The following is a 19,265-nucleotide window of genomic DNA, read 5'->3' on the forward strand; positions in this document are numbered from 1 at the left end:
GGTGCCAGGGATCACTTTTAGCTGGCGGTGGCGCTGCGGATGGCGGGTGATGACCCGACTGCTGATGCCTTTGTTGCCGAGTCGGGCAACCAGATGTTGCCCTACAAATCCGCTTCCACCGAGAATACAGACTCTTTTGCTGGTCATCCGAACCTCACTCTAAAACTGCAATAATGTGGCCCAATCCAAGATGCGGGAATAGTGACCTTAGCGCCGCGCCGAGACAATAGGTAATAGGGAAGGTTATGTCGAGTTTTATCACATTGTTCTCTGTCGATAGCATTCTGCTGTTGCTCTTTCTGGGGGCTGTGGTCGGTATCGTGGCCGGACTGTTTGGCGTGGGTGGCGGGCTGGTGATTGTGCCTGTGCTGATCTGGAGTCTGCCTCTGTTAGGGGTGGAGGAGGGCCTTTCAGTGCATATGGCCGTGGGCACCTCGCTGGCGACGATTGTGTTTACCTCGATAGCCGCAGTGCGTGCCCATCATCGTCGTGGGGCCGTTGTCTGGAGATATTTTCTGGCGTTGACTCCGGGGATCCTGCTGGGTGCCTGGCTGGGTGGAATGATCGCGGGTGGTCTGGAGGGGGAGAGCCTGCGTCGGCTGTTTGCTCTGTTCCTGCTGATTGTTGCCTTCCGCATGTTTCGTGAGGCGCCGCTAGAGACGCGTTATGGATTGGTCAGTCGTTGGCAGAACAGCGGGGTGGGGTTGGGAATCGGTGCTATCTCGGCGCTGGTTGGGATCGGCGGAGGCACCTTGACGGTCCCTTATCTGAATGGTGGAGGAGTTGAGGTGCGTCGGGCTGTTGCCACCTCAAGCGCCTGCGGTCTGCCGATTGCGCTGGCAGGAACTCTAAGCTTTGTTTGGGTTGGTTGGGGTGCTGCTGGTCTCCCTGCGGGGAGCAGTGGCTATGTCTATTGGCCGGTCGTGCTAATCATCGTGGTGACCAGTACGCTGCTGGCGCCTGCTGGTGCTTCCTTGGCGCATCGTCTGTCGCCCTACTGGCTGAAACGTATTTTTGCGCTATTCCTTCTCTTCGTCAGTATCAGGCTGTTGTTTAGTTAGTGGTTGATCTGGTCTCTGAATGGATGGCTCCAGTGCCGGCTGAGTGACTATTTGAGGCGCTATTTGAGGTGAGGATTGGAATGGCGCCTGGCTTGTCGTTTGCGGAAAGTCCGGCAGGGAGATAGGCATGCGGCGGTAGAGCAGGAGTCTGCCCTCTTGGCTACGCATCGCCAAGTTGCCATCATGGTGAGCATATTCGTAGGTTTTTACCGAGTCGGAGCCTGGGACCCGCATATAGACATGCCTGTCGTCGAGGCGGATCTCTCCATCCCGGTGATGTTCTGCATCGGCATAGATACGGAAGTACCCATTGAGAATCAACAGTGCCTCACCGCCGCGCCCCTTCCAGGCCCCGTCCAGAGGAGAACGATAACTGACTGCCGGGAGGCTCTGCAGCGGGGTTGCAGGTGGCGCATAGCCTGACCACTGCCCTGGTACTCTGCCCCCCGGCAGGTTGTTGATGGTGGCGGGATAGCCCGTCCCCCAGGGAGTGGTGTATGGGGATTGCCAAGGATTCAGTGGCCGGAAGGCGCTGTTGTTGTAGGGTAACGCATTGTCGAACGGGTTGCGTTTCTGGTTGTACTGGTTGGCGATCTTCCCCATGGCATCCATCATCGTGATCATGGCGCGCGCCATGGTGTTGGATGCATCGTTCGCAACTGCTGCCGGGATAGCAAAGAGCAGTGCGAGCATCGTCATAATTGAGGTTATGCTGGGCGGTTTCATCGCTTTTTTCTGTCTGTCAGGAGTTGTGGGGGGGAGTTTAGATTATGCTGCCTGCTCTTGTAAGCGGGAGCTAATGATGGTTAGCTATATCAACCAAAAAAACTAGGTATTTCGGTAGGTTTCGTGGGAATGGGCTGGTTTGTTCTCACCATGCTGAAGACTATTTATACCCATTGAACAGCGGATCTGTTGGGTCGAATGGCGGGTGGGCTGTTTTGAGCAGCGCTCGGCAGCTGACGAGCAGAGAGGAAGAGGCGAGGTGACTATGAGCACTCAGCAACAGGCGACGGCGGAGCGGCGCACCGGCACCCAGGGAATGATCAACAACCTGATGGAGGAGCGGCGCCAGATGTTGGTGCTGTTCTGCCAGGTGGCGGGTCTGGAGCCCTATGCACGTACCGAGTCCCTGGAACAGTTGCTACAGAATTTTTGTCAGGTTCTGGTGGACTATACGGCGTTCGGTCATTTTGAGGTGTTTGGCAAGATCAGTGACGGTACTGAACGGCGCAGTCAGGTGTTGCACGTTGCTGAAGAGATCTATCCCGGTTTTGTCGAGGCCACCGAGACTGCCGTGGCGTTCAACGATAAATACGATATTTCAGACCATGCGTTGAGCTTCGATCACCTCTCTGAAGATATGTCACTCCTGGGGGAGGAGATCGCGATTCGCATCGAGCTGGAGGATCGTCTTATTGCCACTATGCTGGCGAGATAGTCCACACCGAGCAGGGCTGAGGCAAAGCTATTTGTTATAATCGTCCTTGATTCCATGGAATTTGCTTTCACTGGAGTGGGTGTCCGGCTTTTTTATAGACCTCAGGAAGTTAAGGTCTCTTTTTGAGGACTGCTTCATGTTTTCGGGAAAAAAGCGAGGCAATGGGTTAACATCTCCAGACGTTTGGAATGTTCGGGGCGATGGGAGCACGACTGAACAAATTTTTTCACTGGCAACCGGAGAGGGAGGTCTTTTTAGAACCTCTGCACCGGTTTGCGCGTCCTGCAGTACGCTTTGACCGTCTGCAGATTGGCATCGATAACAAGCATATCGATGTTGCTCTCAGTCCAAAGGTTCTGAGTTCCGCCACTGAACTGGTGCGGCGTATGGTCCACGAGGACTTGGCCGCCAACGGTTGGGGCGAGGTGGGGGTGGAGCCCACCGCAAAAGATTTCGATGCCTTCCGGGAAATCTACAGCGGCTTGATGGAAGTCGCCGTCGAGCGGGTGCATGATCGGGTTTCCGCGCCAGAGGTCATTCAGCTACTCCATCTGATCCTTCTGAAAATGCTGCTGGAGATGCCAGGGCGCGCCCTGGAGAACTTCCGCAACCAGCTGCAGCTGGATGCGGAAGGTTTCGCCACCCAGCTATCTGGCCGCAATCTGGAACTCCATGAAAGGCTGGTTGCACTGGCTAAGCTGGAGCCTGGGGTGCGCTATCGGACGCTGCGCCGGATTTTCAAAGTGGTACAGCGGCTAGAGTCCACCAACCTGCGCAAGTTGCGTAAATCAGTGCTAGGCGTCTCTTGGGATATCCCCAAACTAGTGCTGTTCAATCCGCTATTGCATCTGTCGGGGTTCAGTTGTGAATCCCAGTTCATGAATCACTACCCGCTGCTCTGTATCGATGAGGACGAGGAGAACTACTTCGCTCTGACCAACCGCATTCTCTGCGAGCTGTTTGGGGATTATCTGCCAGGCTGGGCGATGTCAGTGGCTGTACCAGCGCGGCGGCCCGACGGCAACAGTAAGCTGCAGATCTACGACCGCTCACAGGATGGTGCCTTCAACAGTTTTCTGGATGGGCAGCGACTGCTGGAACGGGCGCTGCAGAAGGAGGAGTACACTGGGCCCTCGGTCTCCTGGCTGGATGCACCGGATAACATCACAATGTTGATTCATCCGGTCAGGAGTGGCTGGTTTCTCTCGGATAAACCGTCTGATGAGGAGACCATCGTCCCCTGGCTCGACCCACACTGGCCGGAGTTTCAGCAACGCATCGGGACAGAGCTGTTCCAGCGGTTCATGAAGGCAGGTATCACTCGGCGAGCGATTGCTGCCTACCGTACCCCGCGAGTCTATCATCAGCTTGAGGGCCGGGTTCCGGTTCGTGAGGTCTATAACTATCTGGCAGGGACCATTCCCCGTCGTAGGCTGATGCGCCGGATTGCTGCCACTTCACCGAACCTTGATGCGGGAGAGACGATCAAAACCCTTGATATGGTTTCCAATCATATCCGGCGTATGTCTACGCTACGTCAGCAAGAGTATGTGATCCGTTATCTGCGGGATTTCCTCAGTTTTCGCCGGGATCTCAAGCTCGCCTATTTTGCCAATCAGTTGATGAGCCAGATACGCTTGCTGACGGTGCCGGAGGAGATCAAGCTCTCCCGTGATAATGGTTCGCTCTACGAATTTCCCCTGCGGGCGGAGGTGGAGCCGGAGGGGCAGAAGATCCGCTCGCATGTCATCCTCAAGGCGGATGTCAGAGGCTCAACCGAGATCACTCGCCAGTTGCTAGCGAATCGCCTCAATCCGGCGACTCACTTCAGCATGAATTTTTTCGGACCGATTACCAAGCTGCTGGGAGATTTTGGTGCGCAGAAGGTTTTTGTCGAGGGTGATGCGCTGATCCTCACCATCTTCGACTATGATGGGGCATCCCTGCAATCGCTGGCGGTCGCGAACGCCTGCGGTCTGGCGCGTAAAATTCTCTCAGTGATGGATACCCAGAATACGCAGAACCGGGTGCACGGCCTGCCAGAACTCGAGTTGGGGCTTGGTATGGCCTTCAGTAACGACGCGCCGGCCTACCTTTATGACGAGCGCCGCAAGATCATGATCTCCCCGGCGATCAATCAGGCCGACCGGCTCTCCTCTTGTTCTGCTGAGTTGCGCCGCAGTGTGCACTGGAAACACCACAAGGAACATCGGGTGGAGGTGTTAACCGAGCAGTCGGAAGATGCCAAGCCGAAGTTGCTGCGTTACAACGTGAATGGCATCGAGCTCGATTCGCCGGCATTTCTCAAGCTGAAGTCAGAGCTGGCGCTGCATCGGGTGCGGATCAGGGACAAGGCAGGTAACCCCCATTACTATCATGTGGGACGGTATCTCGACCGGCTCGGAGCGACGCATTGGTTGGTGGTCAGGGAGGCGCCGGTGATGGTTTGGGAGGGAGATGTGACCGGTGACCTGGATCCGGAAGGGCGTCAGTTCTATGAGGTGATCACCAATCCGAAAGTGATCGCGCGGGTACGTTCCAAGTTAAGCACCAAGAGCCGGGTGGCGAGTACCGGCACATCTGGCTAATACCCCGTTCAACTCTCCTGATCTGAGGTCTTGGCCGATATCGGCCGGCTCCAGATCTCTGGCAACTGCTCCGGGGTATCGCCCAGGCGGTGAAAATAGATCATGGTGTAGGCCATCACCCGCTTGAGATACTCACGAGTCTCGCTGAAAGGCACTGTTTCAATCCAGACATCCGCCGGTTGTTCCTGGCTGGGCAGCCATTGCGCCACGCGGTGGGGACCTGCATTGTAGGCGGCGGTGGCAAGAATCGGATTCCCCTGCATCTTGCGAAATACGCTGTCGAGGTAGCTGGCACCGAGGCGAATGTTGGTCTCCGGCTGGTACAACTCGTGCTTGTTCATCAGGCGCTGCCCCTGCCTTCTGGCAACCGCTTTGGCAGTGAAGGGCATCAACTGCATCAGGCCCAGCGCGCCGGCGCTGGAGCGTGCGTCGGGGACGAAGGCGCTCTCCTGCCGCAGGATGGCGAAGATCCACGCGGTCTCAAGATTGAGTGCTTCTGCCTGTTGGTTGATCAGGCTGCGATAGGCGAGGGGGAAGCGCAGTTCAAGATCGTTCCAGTGGCGGATCTTCGCCAGAGTGAAGATCGTCTGGGATGGCCACTCCCACTGTCGGGCTAACTCCGCTGCCACCAGCAGCTGTGAGCGACTGGCCCCGCGCAGGGCAAAGTTCCACTCCCGACGCGCCTCGAGATGACGCCCCAGTATCTTAAGCTCCCGGGCTCGTTGCATGCCGGGCAGATGGCTGAGTCTCGCCAGCTCAGCCTGATCCACTTGTAACGATTCATGCTCCATGTTGAGTGGATTGCCGAGCCTGTCGGAGGCGAGAAAGCCATAGTAACTGCGGTTCTTTGCCAGATCCTTTAGCAGTTTCACGCCCTTCTTTTCCTGGCCAATTTCAATCAGTGCGCGCGCCATCCAGTAGCGCCAGCGTTGTTGCTGCTGCTCAGGCTGTGGCAGCTGTCGGATGGTGCCGATGACCCGCTCCCAGTTGTGTCGTTCCAGGGCAATGCGGAACTGCTTGTCGGAGAGTGTGGGGTCGAGTTTGAGACTTGGCTTGATTGTTTCGAAGAGTGTCTCAAGACCATCACCAGGCTGTTTGGCCAGATGAGTGGCGAGGGTGCGGATAACACTGAGCTTCTGCTCGTCGCTATAACCGGGGTGCTTGCGTTCAGCCTGCCAGAGCATGAAGGCCCGCTTCGGGTTGTGGCGGGCGAGGCGTCGGATCCCATGGGCGAGGATGGCGTTGCGATAGGGGTGTGTTTTCTTTAGATAGGGATGGTTGATGAGGCGCTGAGGTTTGTGGTGGATCTCAATCCAGAATTCCACCCAGGGGCGCTCATCTTCGCTGAGGAATCGCCGCAGATAGCGGGTCAGACGGATCTGGCCGGCGTTCATGGCTAGTTCGATGCGTTGCCAGGCCAAGTCCTCATCCAGGAGTCCAGCTTCCTGCCAGGCTTTGAAAACCGGGTTACAAGCCTTGGGGCGGGAGCGGCCGTGGAGCCAGATATCTTCTACTTTCTGGAATGCTTGTGCCGATTGGCCGGTTTCGATCAGAGCCCTGAGACGATGGCAGCGAAGCGTTATGTTGCCGTCAGATGGGGTGGAATAGTCGAGATACTGCTGCCATCTGTTGTTTTTTGCCAATAAACGCAGCCATCTGTTGCGCAGTTGTTCGCTCAGGGGGGTGTCGGTGAATTCTGCCAGAAAGCGCTGGACCGCGGCAGCCGATTGCAAGTGCAGGGAACGCTGCAGTTCACTGTATTTGAGATAGGGGTAGAGTGGATAGTCTTTGAGTTGCTGCTTAAGTTGTCTGTAGCGGCTCATCCGGCCGGCCTTCAGGGCGGCTTCGGCTGCAATAAAAATGCTGCGCTGTTCGTCGTTTGCCGGCGTTGCCGGATCCCTTTGGCTGGCAGGTGCTAGCAGGGGCAGGAGTAAAACGAGGGTCAGAGCGATTCTGGATCCACCCGTAAAAAAGGGGAGGTGCTTGAGACTCATCGCATTTTCCTTGCGGGGTGGCTATGGGAGGAATGATTCCGTTCATCATTTTGTTGATGCTGGCCGGTTAGCGCTCTTCTTTCCCTAATAGTAGATAACAGAGATCATCTGCCCCAAGGGTTGAGTATCGGAGATGATCAGATCCAGTCTGCTAGACTGGTGCAGCCGTCGATCATTCTTTCCTGAAGAACCCATGAGATTTGGGCGGATCTATTTGCCTTGTTGAGTGATATAAACAGATATGACGCGTAGTAAACTGCTGAGTGGGTCACACAATTCACCTGAACGGCGTCTCGAGCGCTTCGCCCCGTTCCACAGCATGGGGGTAAAGGTTTTAGAGCTGGGACGCGGGGGACGGGATGCGCGTATCCTGCTGCCGCTGAATCGACATAACTGCAATCCTGGCGGAAGTATGTTTGGTGGAGCGATAGCGGCACTGGCGGATCCGGTTCCAGCGCTGGCCTGCAACCGCATCTTTCCTGGCTATTCGGTCTGGACCCGACAGTTGCAGATCGATTTCCGTCGTCCTGGAGTGGCGGATCTTGAGTTGCGGTTCGATTTTCCTCCTGGGATTGAAATGCAGATCGGCGAAGAGCTGGAGCGCATAGGGCGGAGTTCCCCGCTGTTTGAATTTGGTCTATACCTGCCTGGCGGTGAGATCTGTGCCTGGGTCCAGAATCGAGTTGCGATGCGCTCTTAGTAGCAGAGCGGGCTTGGTGGATCGAAATAGTTATGATCAGAAGAGGAATAAGATGAGTAATATCGACAACGGTCTGGATATGGAACTGAGCAGTGGCATTGCGGCTTATGAGACGAAGTTTTTCGATCGGGCAGTCAAGCTCCTGTCGCCCTTGGCGGAGGAGGGTAATCCAGAGGCCCAGTACCGCATGGCGATCATGGCCCAAAATGGGTTAGGTATGGTGGTGAATGAGCTGATGGCCTACAAAAATATGAAAGCGGCGGCAGATGCTGGGCACGGCATGTCGCAGCACGGCCTGGGCTTCATGTATCTTGAGGGCGAATGCGTCGAGAAGAACGAAGAGAAGGCGGTCTTCTGGTTTCGGAAGGCGGCTGAGCAGGGGTTAGCTGGCTCCCAGGCAACGCTCGGCATGCTCTATAAGGAAGGCCGGGGGGTGGAGAAAAATCCGGAGGAGGCGCGGCGCTGGTACAAGTTGGCCGGCTTTGATGAGTGATTCTATATGACCGACCAGATGTTCTCGAAGTCTGAGTCTTCATTGATCTCCCGGTCATGGCTGTCGCCGGTGTCATGATCCACGTAGGTAAACTGGAACTGGGAGATTGCACCAGTCGACTCCAGTAGACGGGTAAGCTTTATCTTGTACTGATTGCCGCCATTATCGAGCAGTAGTTTGTTGCCGACATTGAAGGGGTAGTCAGGTCCGATGAAGCTGGCGGGTTGACCGGAAGTTCCGACCTCAGGCAGCAGCAGGCATTCATGGGGGTGCGCATTGGGAATGCCATCTGCTTGGGCGGAGATGGCAACGGCATTTGGCGCGATCATCTGCAGGCCAACCTGCAGACGGTCGGCTGAGATGTTTTTCATCCAGCGAACCAGCCCCACGCCAAACTGGCCGCTGCTGGATGCAGACTGTATGCCGATAAGCTCCCCTACCTTGACGGCGGGGGGATTACTGCCGCGCCAGTCGATACAATAACCACCGGCACTCTCGTTGACGGTGCGGAATATGTGAGTATCGATGGATGCATTGGTGGTGGTGGCTTGCCCCCAGATTGGTTCGACCGGTTCAGGTTCGCGTTCATCTCGCGAGTTGGGGCCAAACTCCTCAAAACCGCTGCGCCGGACATCTTTGCGAGGGGTGTCGATAGGAATCAGGGTAAAGCCAGAGGTGGCGCTATCCGGTGGCGGCTGTAGTGAACTGTCGCCGTCGAATTTGTTGCTGATCCAGTTCATATCCTCCTGTAGACGCTCAGCATTCTGTGCCTTGGAGGAGGCCTCCTCTGTTTTTAACAGGCCATAGATTGCTGCGAGCCCAACTGCGATGCGTAGTTCGAAATTCAGTTTGGTGCGGACGAACTCGCGTTGGGGGGCGGTAGTCCAGAGGCTGATCAGTTGTTGAAGTAAGCCTTTGGAGTAACGATCTGCGCCGATCAGCAGTCCACTGTCGGCAAAGCTGCTGTGCTCATCGTCGAAATGGTCCTGGAGTTTCTCGATCAATTGGCGCGTATCCAGCAAAAGAATGCGGTGTTCGGCTGAAACCTCCATCAGCGAATGGTGGGCTGGCTGCAGATCTGCATCCTGCCGAACCACAAAACAGGCCTCTGGCGGCGCCTCGCCCTGATTGTAGAGGCGTGCGTATTGACTCCACTCCATCAGGTCCTTGTAGAGATAGCGATTGTCTGCCTGGCGCAGCTTGTAGGGAGAAGCGAGCGCGTAAAGCAGTACCCGCAGGTAGATCTGTTCAATGGTCGAGCTTTCGGGCTCACCCTCCACGATGTCTTTGACCGGAAGTGCATGGAGGCTGTAGCGGCGGGCAAGCCGGTGGAGTGTGTGCAACTCCCGCCAGATTCTGGAGGGGTAGGGCTCGTAAACCAGTGCGGACTGATGCAGGACCGCTGACAGATAGATCATTGCTCTGTGAATCGCAACGCCCAGCACCTTCTGGTCTGACTTGTCGCTGGCCGAGTTGAGTAGGTCCTCCACCACGCACTTGTAGGCGGTGGCAAGCTCGTCACAGAGCTCACGGCTTAGCAGGGCGATCTTCCGTGCTTTGCCCGACAGGGGAAAGCCAACGTTGATGAAGTGTTTTTCGAGGTTGGAGCAGATGTAACGAACTGGTTCGCGGAAGGCCTCGACACTCATCATCCGCTCTTTGGGAGGGATGAGCGCGCGATTGAACTCCATCAGTGCCTTGAATACACGACGGGATGTTTCACCGATGTTGGCGACAGGAAGTCGTTCAGCCCAGACTTTTACTTCTTTTGCATTTGCATAGAAGGGTTTTGTGTCGGGCTTGATCTGATCCGGAATTTTGAAACCGACTCGGCTTGCTTTTGCCATCGCGTAACAGGATCTCTCGCTCTGGGAATAGGGCCTTCACCCTAGTCTTTCCCGCCAATCCAAACCTTGCCCACTCCGATTGCGGTGGTCTCGTTCAATACGAAGGGATAAGAATCTACTGCGCCGGACAATGATACCACTCAAGAGTTGGGCGCCTACAAACTGTTTGTCGTCAGGAAGTCTTAATTCATTAGAGATTTTTTCTTCCCGTCATTGCCTCTCTGCTGCTCGCGAACCAACAGAGTGATCCTGGGTGGTTTGGGTTGTTCTTCGAGGTGTCGGTCCAGCCCGCTCCGGTCCGCAAGATCCCTCGTTGGAAGCATCTCCAGCGCTATTTCCAACATGCCTGAATATACTGTAGTAGGGGATTGATCGTAAGGGAAAATTTTCTTCAGGTCACCTTTTTGTGATGGGGTTTTAGCTTTCTTCCGTGTCGGTGGCTGGAAGAAAAAGAGGGTGTCGATGAAATCCTCAGTTGCTCACAGTTGGATGGATTGGAAGACTCTGCGCGGATGGTTCGAATCGGCTGGTGGATTCCCATGACTCACCTCTGAATAGATGCTAAAAAGAGCCAAAGTAGCGGGAGGAGCCATGGTCCTGAGATTGATTAGTTTTGTTCTTTGCCCTTTTGCCCAGCGAGTCGTTATCACGCTTAAAGAGAAGGGGGTCGATTTCTCACTGGAACATATCGACTTGGCAGTGCCCCCTGACTGGTTTGCACAGCTCTCCCCGTTGGGCAAAGTGCCGCTGCTGGAAGTGGATGAAACCCTGCTGTTTGAGTCTTCGGTGATCATCGATTACCTCGATCAAGTTCATGCACCGAAAATGCAGCCAGAGGGCCCCCTCGAGCGAGCGCAGCATAAAGCATGGATCGAATATGGCTCAGGTCTGCTGCTGGATCAGGCATCGGTTCTGCATGCCAAGGATGAAACTGACTACCAGAAAAAACTTGAGGCGTTTCAGCAGAGTCTTAGCCGCCTGTCTGATCCTGTGGCAGAGCGCCTATTTGGCCAGAGCGAGCGTTTTTTGCTTATCGATGTGGCCTATGCCCCGCTGTTCATGCGTATCGCGCTGATGGCGGAGTGGCGCCCGGAATGGCGGGAGCTTGTGCCGCCCTTGCTGCAACCCTGGCAACGCCGATTGCTCGACAGGCCCTCCGTGGCCCAGTCGGTGGTGGGTGATTTTGCCCTTCGCTATCGGGAGTTCTTCTTAGCCAAGGGCTCATGGGTGATGGGGCAGATCAAGGCTTGAGAGTTGCCTGCTCTTTGGCAACTAGTTCATCCATGATCTTGAACATCTTGGTGTAGGTGCCGGCAAGGCTGCCGCTGGTCTTATATTTGCCGTTGATACCCACCGCGGGTACGCCGTCCAGGGCGAAGCGCTGTCCCAGCTTGCGTGCCTGTTGCACCTTTACATGTACACCGAAGGAGTTCCAGGCGTCGGTGAATGCCTTGCGATCGATACCCTGTTCCACGGCAAAATCGATCAGTGCCTGTTTGGTGTAGAGCTTGCGGCGTTTTTTGTGCATCGCATCAAAGAGTGGCTTATGCAGTTGATCCAAGACGCCAAGAGCCTCTGCTGCATAGAAAAACTGGGAATGCACAGTCCAACGCGGGTTGAGCGGTGCTGGAATCAGACGGAACTCCACATTCGCGGGGAGCTTTTCCGTCCATTTCTCCATCGCTGGCTCGAGATCGAAACAGTGGGGGCAGCCATACCAGAAAAACTCTACTACCTCGACCTTGTCGGCCTTGCCTGTAGGGATTGGAGGATCGACTGGATCCCAGCCCTCTCCCCATTCAGCGCTGACAGATTGAAAAGCGATGAGTGCGATGGTCAAAAAGAGACGTCTGCTCCAAGTCATTTTTTCTACCCTGCTTGTTTTGACGAAGAAACCGGCTATTCAACCGGGTTAGAGATCGGATTGCTACTGTAGTTCCTGGGAATTTATCAGAATGCCACAGGCTTTGGTTATAATTCTCCGCCCACTGGATGAATGGTAGCTGAACGTGAGCGCTGCAAAGATTGATCAAAGTGTGGAGCAACTCTGCCTGAAGGGCTGTAGTTCGGTGCGTGAAGATATCAAGCGATTAACCGCTGGTGTGGTGCTGCCAGAAGTGCGCGATCTGGATCTGGATGGCCGTGCTGCGGTGCTGAAAGAGCTGCAGGCGATCATGGCGGTCTATGGTGATGCCTGCCCAATCGAACGCTCCGGTTGATCTGGCCTCGCTTCGTTAACCGGAACAACACTCTCCGATGGCAAAAAAACAACACAGCAAACTCGGTTCCCGGGTCTATAAAGCCGCTTCAACAATTCACGGCGTCGGCCTGTTTGCCAAGCAGGCGATCAGTGAGGGGGAGTATATCGGTACCTATGAAGGTCCCAAGGCAAAACGCGATGGTACCTACGTGCTCTGGGTGTTTGAAGAGGGTAAAGAGCCAGTCGGTCGCAGTGGTCGCAACCTGCTGCGCTACCTCAACCATCAGGATGAGGGCAACGCGGAGTTTGACGGTTTTGACCTCTACGCCCTGCGCGACATCGAGCCGGACGAAGAGATTACCTTTGACTATGGGGGTTGGGAGGAGGAGTGACCTTCCTCAGGGGTTGAGTGGCACCAGCGCTGCTTCCTGCTTCTGCTCAGCGGCCTTCCGGTTGTGGGGTTTCAACAGCTGTTCAGGGTCATAATCCATCCACGCATCATCCGCCTGTGGAGCGTAGAAGGTTCGGTCGAGGGCGTTGATCGCCGCTGACACTGCAGGTCTGCAGCGCTTGCTGAGTCGGTTGAGATTGCTGGGGGGCTGCTCCGGCCACTGCGCCTCACCCCACCGCAGCCAGGCGATCCGCGCCGCCTCCCGGTCACGCTGCCGGTAGGCATTCAGGAGCTGCTGTAGTAACTGCTCTTCAGGAGTCGGAGGCGCTGTCGGAGGTACTGTAGGCGCATTGACTGGCTTCTGAGCGGGATCGTGGCGCTGGCTCAGATACCAGGCCCCCAGAGTTGCCAGCCAGCCGATAGCCAGCAGCCAGAGCAGCCAAGTGGATCCGGATGCGTTTGTTTCAGCTGCGACAGCTGGCCTCTCGGGCTCTGCCTCTTCTTGAGGTGTTGGTGATCGAGGCGCTGTGGAGGGGGGTGGGCTTATTGTGCCTGAGGCCGCCAACACCCTGATCTTGCGTCCGGGCAGACGGGCGATCTCCTGCTGGTCGGTTTCGGTGTTCCACCAGGGGATCTCGATGGGCGGCAGCTCATACTCCCCCGCCTCGCTGCCGACCAGGGTCAGGCTTAGCGTGCGGCTGGCCGAGATACCCGATGGGCTGGGAGTCTCCTTAGACTGTGGCCGGTCGGGATACTGTTTCAACCCCGTCGGCAGCTCGAACTCCAGATTTGGTAGCTGGGCGGTGGTGAGGCCGTCAGCAAACAGCATGATCTGGCGCTGCAGCGGTTTGCCGGAGATTACAGACTCGTTGTTGCCCGCACCGTTCTCAACGATCTGCAGGTTCTTGGCTGGCAGCCAGTGCTTGCCGGTGAACGTCGCCGGAATGGGGCGGATCATTACCGCCACATCGTCAGATACGATTCGCAACACACGCCTTGCAGATAGGCCCTGTGCCTGCGGATTCTGCAGCCAGTTGAAGATCGACTGGCTCCCCCCGTTGCTGCCGCGAAACTTCACGCCGCCGAGCTTCAGCTCTCCCGGTTGATAGGCAAACACCGAGTAGCGCTGCTCCACCAGCTGGTATTCGATGCCGTCACGCCGAGTGTGGGAGCGGTTGCTGGAAAGCTGCCGGATCACCGTGTCGCTCAGGTTCGCCTGAGGCACTGAGAGCTGCTCGCCGCGCACACCTTCGGCCATCAGCAGTCTCACGGTGAGGATGATCTCCTGCTGAGGATAAGCCGAGTCGTGATCGACCTGCAGCTCGATGAAGGCTTGGGAGTCGGCCTCTGCGCTGGTTGCTGCCGCTGATTCGCTCACTTCCAGGCTGAGCGGCTGGCTCGCTTCGCTACCCACCTGAATCGGCGGGATTTCAATCTGGCCCAGATGCTTGGGCAGCAGCGTCAGCCTCAACTGGCGCTGTTGCGAGACCTGGCCATTGATGATGCTGACACTCTGCTGGCGGGCCTGCCCCTGGATCTCAAAATGCTCCTGCAGTTTCGACAGCTCGGGTGTGGCGTCATTCTGGCCCCGGATGACGATGGTGAGGGTGAACAGCTCATCCAGCGCCACACTGGAACTTGAGAGGTGCGCCGAGACCTCTGCCTGCAGCGGCGGGCTCAGCATCACCAATAACAGAAGGAACAGCAGATTGCGCCAAGCCATCGCGGCGCATCGGGGGAATCGGCTCATCATCTCCATAGGTACTTCGGGTCCAGCAATACAAACTCTCGAGGGACGCTTCGCTTTGACCAAAAACTCCCCCATGAGTTCGGCGGCATCGTTATACTTTGGGCCTTAGCCATATCTCTCGTCCGATGAAATTCAGAGGGCGGACCATACACGATTTTGCATATCGGGAAGAGCCCATTGAAGATCAGCCAGCGCACCGCTGCCAACGGTGAAGACGAACTGCCCGAAACCCTGCATCCGGTGTTGCGACGGGTCTATCTAGCCCGTGGCGTGACGACTGCAGAGGGACTTGGCCTTGGATTGGAGCAGTTGCTGCCCGCCGCCGGCCTGAAAGGGATCGAGGCCGCAGTAGCACTGTTGGAGTCGGTACTGGAGGCACAGGGGCGCATCCTGGTGGTCGGGGACTATGATGCGGATGGTGCTACCAGCACGGCCCTGGCACTGCTGGCGCTGCAGGCGTTTGGCTGCGAAAAGGTCGGTTATCTGGTGCCCAACCGGTTTGAATTCGGCTACGGTCTGAGCCCGGAGATTGTCGAACTGGCGGCTAGGCAGCAGCCGGATCTGATCATCACTGTCGACAACGGTATCGCCAGTATCAGCGGTGTGTCGCGGGCTGCCGAGCTGGGTATCCCGGTGCTGGTTACCGATCACCACCTGCCTGGCGAGCAGCTGCCGGCGGCCGCCGCCATCGTCAACCCTAATCAGCCAGGGGATGGTTTCGCCAGTAAAAATCTCGCTGGGGTTGGGGTGATCTTCTACCTGCTGGTCGCGTTGCGTGCCCGGCTGCGCCAAGCGGGCTGGTTTGAACGCTGTGGCCTGGCCGTGCCGAACATGGCGGAGTGGCTCGATCTGGTTGTTCTTGGCACAGTGGCCGATCTGGTGGTACTGGATCAGAATAACCGCATCCTGGTGGAGCAGGGCCTGCGGCGTATCCGCGCCGGTCGCTGCCGGCCAGGGATCGAGGCGCTGATCCGGCTGGCGGGCCGGGATCAGTCGCGGCTGGTGGCCTCCGATCTGGGCTATGCCATCGGTCCGCGGCTGAATGCGGCGGGGCGGCTGGAGGATATGGGGCTGGGCATCGAGTGTCTGCTGGCCGATGATCCTTCGGCCGCCCTGCAGATGGCGGTGGAGCTCGATCGGCTCAACCGTACGCGGCGTGAGATCGAGCAGCAGATGCAGGAGCAGGCGCAGCAGCTGCTGCAGCAACTTCATCGAGAGATGCAGGGCGAGATCCCGCTCGCCCTCTGCCTCTATGATCCCAACTGGCATCAGGGAGTGGTGGGGATTCTGGCCTCGCGTATCAAGGAGAAGTATCATCGTCCGGTGATCGCTTTTGCCGATGGCGGGGATGGCATCCTCAAGGGCTCGGCCCGTTCGGTGCCAGCGTTGCACATCCGCGATCTGCTGGAGCGCATCGCCTCGCGTCATGCAGGATTGATCGAACGTTTTGGCGGCCATGCCATGGCGGCCGGGCTGAGTCTGCCGAAGCAGAATCTCGAACGTTTTCGTCAGGCCTTTGAGGCAGAGGCCGCCAATTGGCTCGATCCTGCTGAGCTGGTAGGGGAACTGCTCTCTGATGGTGAGCTCGAGGCCGAGGCGCTGGGGCTTGAGCTGGCGCAACTGCTGCGCCAGGCTGGTCCCTGGGGGCAGGGCTTTCCCGCGCCTCTGTTTGATGGCCGGTTTCAGGTGCTGCAGCAACGGGTGGTGGGTGAACGTCATCTGAAGCTGCGGCTGCGTACCGAGCAGGGCGACGCTGAGCTGGATGGCATCGCCTTCAATCAGGCGGAGATGGGTGAACTGGCGTCGCAGGTGCGACTCGCCTACCGGCTTGATGTGAATGAATTTCGGGGCAGAGTGCAGCCTCAGCTTGTGGTGGAGTATATTCAATCAACGACTTAGACGATGATGCGACCGAGGCGGCGGCTGAAGAGGAGCTGCCCAGCAAGAGCCAGGTCAAACGGGAGTTGCTGGCGTTGCAGCAGCTGGGTGAGCGGTTGACCCGTTTGAGCCCGGAGATTCTGCGGCGCATGCCATTGAACAATGAGTTGCAGGCGGCTCTGGAGGAGGCGAAGCGGATTCGTTCCCATGGTGCGCTGCGGCGTCACTATCGTCGCCTGGGCAAGCTGCTTCGGCATGCTGAAATGGATGCGATCCAGCGGGTGCTGGATGAGGTCGATAACAAACACAGCGGTGAGGTGAATCGCTTTCACGCCCTGGAGCGTTGGCGCGAACGGCTTATCGAGGGTGACAGTCAGGTGTTCGGCAGCTTTTTTGCGGAGTATCCCGGGGCTGATAGGCAGCGTCTGCGGCAGTTGATCCAGGCTGCACGCAAAGAGCGTGAGGCGGAGAAACCACCGCTAGCCTATCGTAAACTTTTTAAATGCCTGCGGGAGATCGCCGGGCTTTGAGTCGGCAGATGGCGCAGTAGGTCGCCTCGTCATCAGGGGAGAAGTAGGGCGCGATGCGTAAACTGATCATAAAGCTAGGACGCTTCTGGGTGGTGCTGGGTATTACCCTGGTCTCGATCCTGCTCTCACTGACGGCGGCTTGGGTGATGATGGAAGTGACCGGAGTGCCTCAGCAGGATTTCTTGCCTCGTGCCCTGCCGATCGCGGTAATCGTACTTGCGCTGGTGGCGCCGCTGGTCAGTTGGTATCTGGTTGGTCTGTTCATTCGGGTCCACTCTCTCGAGGCGGAGATGCGGCAACTCGCCAGTTTTGATGAGTTGACCGGGGTGCGTAACCGACGCTCATTTCTCGATCTGGCGAGTAGCTATTTCGAGGTCGCCCGACGCAACCAGCAGGTCTTCTCCCTGCTGCTACTCGACCTCGACCACTTTAAGTTCGTCAACGATAACCACGGCCATCTGGGGGGCGATGCGGTGCTGCGGCAGCTGGGGCGGCAGTTTCTTGATATCACCCGCAAGAGCGACATGCTGGGCCGTTTCGGTGGTGAAGAGTTCATCTTTCTGCTGCCAGAGACCGGCGCGGACGAACTGAGTCACTTCACTGAGCGGCTGCATGGAGTGATTCGGGATGATCCGATTGACTGGGAAGAGCAGCAGATCCATGTGACTGCCAGCATCGGCATCACGGTCTTCGACCAGGAAAATTGTCCCGAAAGTCTCAATCTACTCATCAAGCAGGCCGACGATGCGCTCTATCGGGCGAAGCGCGAGGGGCGCAACTGTTCCTGCCGTTACAGCCCCACCCTGGCGCAGATGCGCTGGTCGGATGAGCCGAAACGGGTGAATGGTGAGACTCTCTAACAAAGTTGGGGTGGCAGGGCGGCGAGTTTTTTAGGCACGGCAGCCATCGACCAGTGACAGATCGCCCACTCCCAGAACTCGTCAAGCCCGAGCGGTGGCTCCGACGGCATTGGCTGGCCCAGATGGGCGAGCGCCAGCAGTAGTGCCGGCAGCGGCTTGCGCGCATCGACCGGGGCATCTCCCGACTGCTTGCTGAGTTTGCGTCCTGTTCGGTCGACCACCAGCGGCAGGTGGGCAAAGGTGGGAGCGGGGAATTCCAGCAGTTGCTGAAGATGGATCTGGCGTGGTGTCGAGAGCAGCAGGTCGGCGCCGCGCACCACCCGGGTGATGCCCTGCAAGGCATCATCGACTACCACCGCCAGCTGGTAGGCGTGGAAACCATCGGCACGGCGTACCACAAAATCGCCTATCTCCTGTGCGAGTCGTTGGGATTGTGGGCCTTGTACCGCATCATTGAAGCGGGTGGCCTGATCGAAGGTGCGCAGGCGGATAGCCCGTGCCTGGCGTCCGGGCGGTAGCCCGCGGCTGCAGGTGCCCGGGTAGATCGCGCCCTCGATCCCTTGGCTGGCGGCCAGGTTGATCTCTTTGCGGGAGCAACCGCAAGGGTAGGCCAGATCCGCCTGCAGCAGCAGATTCAGGTGATGGGCGTAGAGATCACTGCGCTGGCTCTGGTAGAGCACCGTGCCATCCCATTCAAAGCCGAACTGCTCAAGGGTGCGTAGGATCTCATCGGCAGTGCCTGTGACTGTTCGGGTCTGGTCCAGGTCCTCGATGCGTACCCGCCAGCTACCCCGGTTGGCGCGGGCATCCAGATAGCTGCCGAGGGCGGCGACCAGCGAGCCGAAGTGGAGCGGCCCGGTAGGGGAGGGGGCGAAGCGTCCTCGGTAGCGGGGCGTGCTGGCAGTTTTTTTCATGGGGAAAGAAAAAACCGGCATAAGCCGGTTTTTTATGCGGGTTGGCTGACGGGGGATTAGATCATCTGCTTCTCGCGAATCTCGTCGAGAGTCTTGCAGTCGATACACTGGTCTGCAGTGGGGCGGGCCTCTAGGCGACGCACGCCGATCTCGACACCGCAGGATTCGCAATAGCCGTATTCGTCATTCTCCAGCTTGGTCAGCGCCTCGTCGATCTTCTTGATCAGCTTGCGCTCGCGGTCGCGGGTACGCAGCTCGAGACTGAATTCAGACTCCTGGGTAGCGCGGTCATTGGGATCGGGGAAGTTGGCGGCCTCGTCCTGCATGTGGTGCACGGTGCGATCCACCTCTTCCATCAGCTCTTTTTTCCAGGCTTGCAGAATGTGCTGGAAATGCCCCACCTGCGCCTCATTCATATACTCTTCGCCTTCTTTGAACTCATATGGTTCGAAGCCAAACGCACCAGCACTGCTATCAGTGGCTTTCTTGTCGGCCATTCATGGACTCCTGCAAAACCCTCTTTGGTGAAGGGGGCTATCTATACCAGAAAGATCTGGGAGAGACAACTTCTGTCGACGTAAAATTGAGGTGTCTTCCCGGTCGTTTGAATTGCCCTAG

At 57.4% G+C, this 19,265-nt stretch carries 19 protein-coding genes; 11 read left to right on the top strand and 8 right to left on the bottom strand.

Annotated features, from left to right (window positions below; translation table 11 throughout):
- Window positions 1-147: NAD-dependent epimerase/dehydratase family protein (locus RIFP1SYM_RS18610; RefSeq protein ID WP_139042100.1), on the bottom strand; the 147-nt coding region annotated here is incomplete at its 3' end.
- A 98-nt stretch (window positions 148-245) separates the two neighbouring features.
- Here RIFP1SYM_RS18610 and RIFP1SYM_RS08665 point away from each other — a divergent pair.
- On the top strand, window positions 246-1,061 hold the full coding sequence (locus tag RIFP1SYM_RS08665; protein ID WP_005961997.1) for a sulfite exporter TauE/SafE family protein: 816 nt from the start codon (window positions 246-248) through the stop codon (window positions 1,059-1,061).
- On the opposite strand, the gene RIFP1SYM_RS16950 is transcribed toward RIFP1SYM_RS08665, so the two are convergent.
- Window positions 1,020-1,760, bottom strand: a complete 741-nt coding sequence (locus tag RIFP1SYM_RS16950) for a hypothetical protein (RefSeq protein WP_139042101.1) — start codon at window positions 1,758-1,760, stop codon at window positions 1,020-1,022. The two genes, RIFP1SYM_RS08665 and RIFP1SYM_RS16950, sit on opposite strands and share 42 nt — an antisense overlap.
- Window positions 1,761-2,052: 292 nt before the next feature.
- Between RIFP1SYM_RS16950 and RIFP1SYM_RS08680 the strand changes: the two genes are divergently transcribed.
- Both RIFP1SYM_RS08680 and RIFP1SYM_RS08685 read left to right on the top strand, forming a co-directional pair.
- Window positions 2,053-2,502: an Rsd/AlgQ family anti-sigma factor gene (locus RIFP1SYM_RS08680; RefSeq protein ID WP_006473961.1), complete on the top strand. Its 450-nt coding sequence runs from the start codon at window positions 2,053-2,055 to the stop codon at window positions 2,500-2,502.
- 200 nt (window positions 2,503-2,702) lie between these two features.
- Window positions 2,703-5,090, top strand: a complete 2,388-nt coding sequence (locus RIFP1SYM_RS08685; protein ID WP_006473960.1) for a hypothetical protein — start codon at window positions 2,703-2,705, stop codon at window positions 5,088-5,090.
- An 8-nt stretch (window positions 5,091-5,098) separates the two neighbouring features.
- Here RIFP1SYM_RS08685 and RIFP1SYM_RS08690 read toward each other — a convergent pair whose 3' ends face one another.
- The gene (locus RIFP1SYM_RS08690; RefSeq protein WP_005962005.1) at window positions 5,099-7,084 is read right to left on the bottom strand and encodes a transglycosylase SLT domain-containing protein; all 1,986 of its coding nucleotides are present in this window, start codon (window positions 7,082-7,084) and stop codon (window positions 5,099-5,101) included.
- Between the two features lie 241 nt (window positions 7,085-7,325).
- On the opposite strand from RIFP1SYM_RS08690, the gene RIFP1SYM_RS08695 reads away from it, so the two are divergent.
- On the top strand, window positions 7,326-7,784 hold the full coding sequence (locus RIFP1SYM_RS08695) for a PaaI family thioesterase (protein ID WP_005962009.1): 459 nt from the start codon (window positions 7,326-7,328) through the stop codon (window positions 7,782-7,784).
- Between the two features lie 52 nt (window positions 7,785-7,836).
- Entirely contained in the window at window positions 7,837-8,277 is a 441-nt protein-coding gene (locus RIFP1SYM_RS08700; protein ID WP_006473958.1) for a tetratricopeptide repeat protein, read from the top strand.
- 2 nt (window positions 8,278-8,279) lie between these two features.
- On the opposite strand, the gene RIFP1SYM_RS08705 is transcribed toward RIFP1SYM_RS08700, so the two are convergent.
- The gene (locus RIFP1SYM_RS08705) at window positions 8,280-10,124 is read right to left on the bottom strand and encodes a hypothetical protein (protein ID WP_005962013.1); all 1,845 of its coding nucleotides are present in this window, start codon (window positions 10,122-10,124) and stop codon (window positions 8,280-8,282) included.
- Window positions 10,125-10,715: 591 nt separating this feature from the next.
- On the opposite strand from RIFP1SYM_RS08705, the gene RIFP1SYM_RS08710 reads away from it, so the two are divergent.
- Window positions 10,716-11,375: a glutathione S-transferase family protein gene (locus RIFP1SYM_RS08710; protein ID WP_039960112.1), complete on the top strand. Its 660-nt coding sequence runs from the start codon at window positions 10,716-10,718 to the stop codon at window positions 11,373-11,375.
- Here the strand turns inward: RIFP1SYM_RS08710 and RIFP1SYM_RS08715 are convergent.
- Entirely contained in the window at window positions 11,365-11,988 is a 624-nt protein-coding gene (locus RIFP1SYM_RS08715; RefSeq protein WP_005962017.1) for a thiol:disulfide interchange protein DsbA/DsbL, read from the bottom strand. The genes RIFP1SYM_RS08710 and RIFP1SYM_RS08715 overlap by 11 nt on opposite strands.
- Before the next feature lie 145 nt (window positions 11,989-12,133).
- On the opposite strand from RIFP1SYM_RS08715, the gene RIFP1SYM_RS08720 reads away from it, so the two are divergent.
- Window positions 12,134-12,343 (top strand): hypothetical protein, encoded by a 210-nt coding sequence (locus tag RIFP1SYM_RS08720; protein ID WP_005962019.1) that lies wholly within the window; start codon window positions 12,134-12,136, stop codon window positions 12,341-12,343.
- A gap of 37 nt (window positions 12,344-12,380) precedes the next feature.
- Entirely contained in the window at window positions 12,381-12,716 is a 336-nt protein-coding gene (locus RIFP1SYM_RS08725) for an SET domain-containing protein (protein ID WP_005962021.1), read from the top strand.
- Window positions 12,717-12,722: 6 nt separating this feature from the next.
- Here RIFP1SYM_RS08725 and RIFP1SYM_RS08730 read toward each other — a convergent pair whose 3' ends face one another.
- Window positions 12,723-14,438, bottom strand: a complete 1,716-nt coding sequence (locus RIFP1SYM_RS08730) for a BatD family protein (RefSeq protein WP_006473951.1) — start codon at window positions 14,436-14,438, stop codon at window positions 12,723-12,725.
- Window positions 14,439-14,642: 204 nt separating this feature from the next.
- Between RIFP1SYM_RS08730 and recJ the strand changes: the two genes are divergently transcribed.
- From recJ to RIFP1SYM_RS08745, 3 genes are read left to right on the top strand one after another with little or no spacing between them, the layout of a single operon-like run.
- Window positions 14,643-16,364, top strand: a complete 1,722-nt coding sequence (gene recJ / locus RIFP1SYM_RS08735) for a single-stranded-DNA-specific exonuclease RecJ (RefSeq protein WP_006473950.1) — start codon at window positions 14,643-14,645, stop codon at window positions 16,362-16,364.
- A gap of 35 nt (window positions 16,365-16,399) precedes the next feature.
- A complete protein-coding gene (gene yjgA, locus RIFP1SYM_RS08740; RefSeq protein WP_420855217.1) occupies window positions 16,400-16,873 on the top strand; it encodes a ribosome biogenesis factor YjgA in 474 nt (157 codons plus the stop codon).
- A gap of 53 nt (window positions 16,874-16,926) precedes the next feature.
- On the top strand, window positions 16,927-17,733 hold the full coding sequence (locus RIFP1SYM_RS08745) for a GGDEF domain-containing protein (protein WP_005962029.1): 807 nt from the start codon (window positions 16,927-16,929) through the stop codon (window positions 17,731-17,733).
- Here RIFP1SYM_RS08745 and gluQRS read toward each other — a convergent pair.
- Together gluQRS and dksA are read right to left on the bottom strand one after the other, a co-directional pair.
- A complete protein-coding gene (gene gluQRS, locus RIFP1SYM_RS08750) occupies window positions 17,730-18,668 on the bottom strand; it encodes a tRNA glutamyl-Q(34) synthetase GluQRS (protein WP_005962031.1) in 939 nt (312 codons plus the stop codon). The genes RIFP1SYM_RS08745 and gluQRS overlap by 4 nt on opposite strands.
- A 35-nt stretch (window positions 18,669-18,703) precedes the next feature.
- Window positions 18,704-19,144 carry an RNA polymerase-binding protein DksA gene (dksA, locus tag RIFP1SYM_RS08755; protein WP_005962033.1) on the bottom strand — a complete coding sequence of 147 codons (441 nt, stop codon included), beginning with the start codon at window positions 19,142-19,144 and terminating at the stop codon, window positions 18,704-18,706.
- Window positions 19,145-19,265: the final 121 nt, after the last annotated feature.

The organism is endosymbiont of Riftia pachyptila (vent Ph05) (assembly GCF_000224455.1).
Classification (GTDB): domain Bacteria; phylum Pseudomonadota; class Gammaproteobacteria; order Chromatiales; family Chromatiaceae; genus Endoriftia; species Endoriftia persephonae.

Coding starts and splice junctions, on each gene's coding strand:
- RIFP1SYM_RS08730 (WP_006473951.1), bottom strand. CDS start 14,438: ATGGCTTGGCGCAATCTGCTGTTCCTTCTGTTATTGGTGATGCTGAGC.
- RIFP1SYM_RS16950 (WP_139042101.1), bottom strand. CDS start 1,760: ATGACGATGCTCGCACTGCTCTTTGCTATCCCGGCAGCAGTTGCGAAC.
- RIFP1SYM_RS08695 (WP_005962009.1), top strand. CDS start 7,326: ATGACGCGTAGTAAACTGCTGAGTGGGTCACACAATTCACCTGAACGG.
- RIFP1SYM_RS08690 (WP_005962005.1), bottom strand. CDS start 7,084: ATGAGTCTCAAGCACCTCCCCTTTTTTACGGGTGGATCCAGAATCGCT.
- RIFP1SYM_RS08665 (WP_005961997.1), top strand. CDS start 246: ATGTCGAGTTTTATCACATTGTTCTCTGTCGATAGCATTCTGCTGTTG.
- RIFP1SYM_RS08680 (WP_006473961.1), top strand. CDS start 2,053: ATGAGCACTCAGCAACAGGCGACGGCGGAGCGGCGCACCGGCACCCAG.
- dksA (WP_005962033.1), bottom strand. CDS start 19,144: ATGGCCGACAAGAAAGCCACTGATAGCAGTGCTGGTGCGTTTGGCTTC.
- RIFP1SYM_RS08685 (WP_006473960.1), top strand. CDS start 2,703: ATGGGAGCACGACTGAACAAATTTTTTCACTGGCAACCGGAGAGGGAG.
- RIFP1SYM_RS08745 (WP_005962029.1), top strand. CDS start 16,927: ATGCGTAAACTGATCATAAAGCTAGGACGCTTCTGGGTGGTGCTGGGT.
- gluQRS (WP_005962031.1), bottom strand. CDS start 18,668: ATGCCGGTTTTTTCTTTCCCCATGAAAAAAACTGCCAGCACGCCCCGC.
- RIFP1SYM_RS08725 (WP_005962021.1), top strand. CDS start 12,381: ATGGCAAAAAAACAACACAGCAAACTCGGTTCCCGGGTCTATAAAGCC.
- RIFP1SYM_RS08700 (WP_006473958.1), top strand. CDS start 7,837: ATGAGTAATATCGACAACGGTCTGGATATGGAACTGAGCAGTGGCATT.
- RIFP1SYM_RS08715 (WP_005962017.1), bottom strand. CDS start 11,988: ATGACTTGGAGCAGACGTCTCTTTTTGACCATCGCACTCATCGCTTTT.
- RIFP1SYM_RS08705 (WP_005962013.1), bottom strand. CDS start 10,124: ATGGCAAAAGCAAGCCGAGTCGGTTTCAAAATTCCGGATCAGATCAAG.
- RIFP1SYM_RS08710 (WP_039960112.1), top strand. CDS start 10,716: ATGGTCCTGAGATTGATTAGTTTTGTTCTTTGCCCTTTTGCCCAGCGA.